Consider the following 3307-nt stretch of genomic DNA (forward strand, 5'->3'; position numbering starts at 1 on the left):
CCACTTTGTCGGATACATCAGATTATGACCAGACGGTTCGCGCTGTACGCTTACGTTTGTTCCGGTATAGCCCGCAGGTAATAGCCCTTCATTAATTAACGTCTGGTAAGTGATTTCACACCCATTAGCCGTACAGGTTCTTGGTCCCGGATCGCTGCTCTGATTGTTGGTGGATGACAACGTTGAAACCTTGTCGTATCGGATACTGATATAACGGTTAACTGCCTCACCAAGCTGTTTTATTTGTGTTCCGACGTTTTCAGCCATAACCGTTTCCTGATCTTTTTTCATATCCTGAAACTTCATAAAAGCAATAAGAGTGCCAATACCTAAAACGATAGAGACCTCCAGTAAGGTAAATCCTTTTTTCTTTAACATAATTATCTCTCCCATTCAAAAAATAACCAAGAAGGGCAAGTGCCCTCTTCATTAAATAGATGTGAATACTAATGTGTTGCTTGTAGCGTTATTACATGCTGAAGCCGTAGCCGCCACATCCAGCATTCCACCTGCGGCTTTAACAACTTTGGATCCAACCGTAGTAATGTAAAAATTACCTGCTGCTGCGGTCGCAATCTTCACACACTCCGCTGCTGGCACATTATCGTATGTGATGGTAAAAGAAGAACCAGCCGCTGATGATGGTCCTGTAGCCGCAGCAGCGAGTGCCACATTACCCTTGAAGGCATTGATAGGTTTAGCTGTATTACCTGTTCCACTTAACATATTGTCAGGGAAGATTTTGGCCTGAACAGCTACGATATTCGTTAGCCCGGTAAAACTTGATGCTGACGTATAGAGTGCTTTGACACCTGCCTGTATGGTGGCAATGTTATTACTTTCGGCCTGAGCTCTTTGTGAAGCCTGAACCTTGGGATACACAATAAAAGCCGCTACCACTAACGCGGCAATAATCCCCAGAACAAGTAATAATTCGAGTAATGAGAAACCTTTCTTGCTTTTTCTTTTATTATTTAATAAAACCATTATTATCTCCTTTTTATTTTAATGATACCTCCTGTTATAACGCTTATCTCATATCTGGCAATAGATGGCGTAAGATATATTTAACTCTATCTGATAGACGGATGAATTGAAAAAGGCAAAGATCGCTCTTTGCCTTTTGGGAGATTTAAAAACAACTTTGTTTATCACACTTTCATCGTTATTACTTTCTCATGGGATATTAATCATATCTGATGAAAAAGTAATAATGACGCTTACAACATAAAAATTAACATTTACTGGTCGAACAGAACGCATGAGTTAAAAGGAAAAAATAGTATTAACAAAAGGATTATTTAGCGTTCTGTTCTTTTATATAGATAACAGATATTAATTAGATATCAACCCCTGTCATGAAATTTATTTAATCTTTTTATTTCTGTCTTCCATCCATTTGCGCAAGAAACCATCTCCCTGATTTTATATATTTTATTCTTTCAATATCATTCAACTCAGATGCTGAAAGTAAAATACCCATAACAAGTTCCTTATCCACCTGTTCGACACCACAACTCATAGCCTTAGCCACTTCCGCCCCAAGAATAATCTTGAGCCTTGTTTCAACTTTCTTTTGTTCTGATTTCTCCATTGATTTAAGACGGTTAAGTTCAAGTTGAGCAAATGCTACTTTCTGCTTTAATGTTTTTTCTGTTCTTGATCTTTTACTTTCATTATCCATAGTTATTACCTCTTATTGTTTATACGTATTTAATTATCACAAAGATAAATAACGTCAAATTTACACCATTTTGTCAGAAGAAATAAATTTGGAGCATACATAAATAAAATTATGCAACGCATGTGATAGTATTTACTAACCAAAAACATCTGACACTCTCCGCGTTACTTATTTTTATGCATTTGTGTTTTTATTTTCACCTGTCAATTTTAAACTCTATTTTTCAATCTCAACCTGTGAATTGTGCAACACATAACACTCTCTGTTTTATCTGCTATTTCCATCAAATTTATCGGCCCCGCCTTACGGCGGGAACAATTAATACTTCTTTTGCCCTTACGGGCCTTTTCTTTACTATTTTGTCCTTCAGACGTGAAACCTACACCTTTAATCCAGATTGCGCCGCTTAATCCGGCGTATTGTTTTACAACATTCAATATATTTCGTATTAATTAACTAAGGGGGGAGTTTTTACATTGGCTTATTTTTTAAAGACAATGCCCACCTATACACTGCTACGCAGTGTGTGGGGTCTACCGACGGTTGCTGCCGCAGGCTAAAAGCAAAACCAAGGTCAACGTCAACCCCGAAGTTTTTCTTACGAAAAACTAACAGCATTACTTTTATTTGAGGTTAATTTATTAATGGCGATTTTTCATCTGGATTTTAAAATTGTGAAACGAAGCGAGGGCATGACTTCCGTTGCGAAAGCTGCCTACCATGCCCGTACACGTATTACAGATGATCGCATTGGACAGGTTTTCGATTTCAGCCACAGAACAGATCTACATGGTCATATTATATTAGCACCTTTTTCCGCCCCTGCTCATATTGTTGAAAGCTCGTCAGCACTCTGGAATGAAGTTGAAAGAGTGGAACGTCAGAATAACGGACAAACAGCCCGTTATTTTGATGTCGCTATCCCTGTAGAACTCAACAATGATGACAAGAAAAAATTAGTTGCCGAATACTGCCAGAAGAACTTTGTCGATAAAGGAATGATTGCTGATATCGTTTTCCACGATTTAGATGGTAAGAATCCCCATGCTCACGTTATGTTAACCCTGAAAACTATCACCGCTGCTGGCTTTGGTAAAAAAGACAGAAGCTGGAATGATAAGAAGATGGTTGTTCAGTGGCGTGAGTCGTGGGCTACGATGTCAAACAGCTACCTTGAGACCGCAGGCAGTGAAGAACGTATCGATCACCGTTCTCTCAGGTCGCAATGTGCTGATGCTCTTAACCAAGCAGAAGAAGCATTCAGCGCTGAAGAGAAAGCATTCTGGCTTGCCAAAGCAACCGAAACAAACCGTCCAGCAATGCAGCGTGTTCATCGTGCCAAGTGGAATGACACCGAGTCACAAGAACAGCGAGCTGCAGAACAAGCTTTACGTGATCAGCAACTAAAGGAAGCGAAGAAGGTCTACAACACATTCAGTGAGCTACCACTAGAGATCGTTGTTGATGTCAGAAGCTTTACGATTACACATCTTGCTGAACCAGAAGAAATCGTGATCCCTGACTACCCGACAACAAAAGAACCGCAGTCGGTTATGACGACACCAGCCATAAGCAGAAGACCAGCAGCAAAGTCTTACCGAGATCCTAATAAGGTCAGCAAAG

At 39.7% G+C, this 3307-nt stretch carries 4 protein-coding genes; 1 reads left to right on the plus strand and 3 read right to left on the minus strand.

Features of this window, described 5'->3' with window-relative positions; all coding sequences use genetic code 11:
* The 3 genes from ACLD4K_RS21780 to ACLD4K_RS21790 all read right to left on the minus strand — a co-directional run.
* Positions 1–378: type II secretion system protein (locus ACLD4K_RS21780; RefSeq protein ID WP_411012489.1), on the minus strand; the 378-nt coding region annotated here is incomplete at its 3' end.
* Between the two features lie 51 nt (positions 379–429).
* A complete protein-coding gene (bfpA, locus tag ACLD4K_RS21785) occupies positions 430–987 on the minus strand; it encodes a type IV pilus major subunit protein BfpA (protein ID WP_411012490.1) in 558 nt (185 codons plus the stop codon).
* A gap of 391 nt (positions 988–1378) precedes the next feature.
* Entirely contained in the window at positions 1379–1684 is a 306-nt protein-coding gene (locus ACLD4K_RS21790; RefSeq protein ID WP_411012491.1) for a conjugal transfer protein TraD, read from the minus strand.
* A gap of 644 nt (positions 1685–2328) precedes the next feature.
* Here ACLD4K_RS21790 and mobQ point away from each other — a divergent pair.
* On the plus strand, positions 2329–3307 hold a 979-nt coding region (mobQ, locus tag ACLD4K_RS21795), incomplete at its 3' end, for a MobQ family relaxase (RefSeq protein WP_411012492.1).

It is taken from the genome of Salmonella sp. 741265055_HSA (assembly GCF_046569525.1).
Lineage (GTDB): Bacteria > Pseudomonadota > Gammaproteobacteria > Enterobacterales > Enterobacteriaceae > Salmonella > Salmonella enterica.